Annotated in this window: 2 rRNA genes; both read right to left on the bottom strand. The window is 50.9% G+C overall.

Annotated features, from left to right (window positions below):
• Positions 1-27: 27 nt before the first annotated feature.
• Positions 28-138, bottom strand: a 5S ribosomal RNA gene (gene rrf, locus ACT29H_RS16745).
• Positions 139-315: 177 nt separating this feature from the next.
• Positions 316-1056, bottom strand: a 23S ribosomal RNA gene (locus ACT29H_RS16740); the annotation flags it as partial.

Genomic DNA, 1056 nt, shown 5'->3' with positions numbered 1-1056 from the left:
TGTGAATCGGAGTTTTCTTGTTTTAAAAGTCGGCGGCGACCTACTCTCCCGCTTTTACGCAGTACCATCGGCGCTAACAGGCTTAACTTCTCTGTTCGGTATGGGAAGAGGTGGAACCCTGTTGCAATAACCACCTTAATTCGATTGCCCCTTGTATTCTGCCGCTCTCTTTTGAGCGACCGGGGGATAATGTCTTTGACATATCGGGTAAAAATCTTTCAGCTTTTGGCTCTTTTTTTCGATGAAGACTCGCTTCATCTTCGCCTTCGCAATAATGCTTTAGCTTCTTTTCTATCTTTTCTGATATCATCAGATGATTAGAAAGTTTCGGGTAATTAGTACTGCTCGGCTACATACGTTACCGTATTTACACCTGCAGCCTATCAACGTCGTCGTCTGCAACGCCCCTCTATGGAGATCTTATCTTGAGACTGGCTTCGTGCTTAGATGCTTTCAGCACTTATCCATTCCAGACTTAGCTACTCAGCTATGCTCCTGGCGGAACAACTGATACACCAGAGGTCTGTCCATCGCGGTCCTCTCGTACTAACGACAGACTCTCGCAAATCTCCTGCGCCCACAACAGATAGGGACCGAACTGTCTCACGACGTTCTGAACCCAGCTCGCGTGCCACTTTAATGGGCGAACAGCCCAACCCTTGGGACCTTCTCCAGCCCCAGGATGTGACGAGCCGACATCGAGGTGCCAAACCGCCGCGTCGATATGAGCTCTTGGCGGCGATCAGCCTGTTATCCCCGGAGTACCTTTTATCCTTTGAGCGATGGCCCTTCCATACGGAACCACCGGATCACTATGCCCTGCTTTCGCACCTGGTCGACTTGTCGGTCTCGCAGTCAAGCTCCCTTGTGCCATTACACTCTGAAGACGGTTACCAATCGTCCTGAGGGAACCTTGGGAAGCCTCCGTTACGCTTTTGGAGGCGACCACCCCAGTCAAACTACCCACCTAACATGGTCTCCCGCTCTGCGGGATTAGAACCCAAGCAATTGAAGGGTCGTATTTCAACGGCGACTCCATCTAACCTGGCGATCAGA

Origin of the sequence: Thermophagus sp. OGC60D27, assembly GCF_052400625.1 — a bacterium.
GTDB lineage: Bacteria > Bacteroidota > Bacteroidia > Bacteroidales > Marinilabiliaceae > Thermophagus.
Note: the sequence above shows the minus strand (reverse complement) of the source record. Positions and strands in the feature narration are given on the sequence as shown.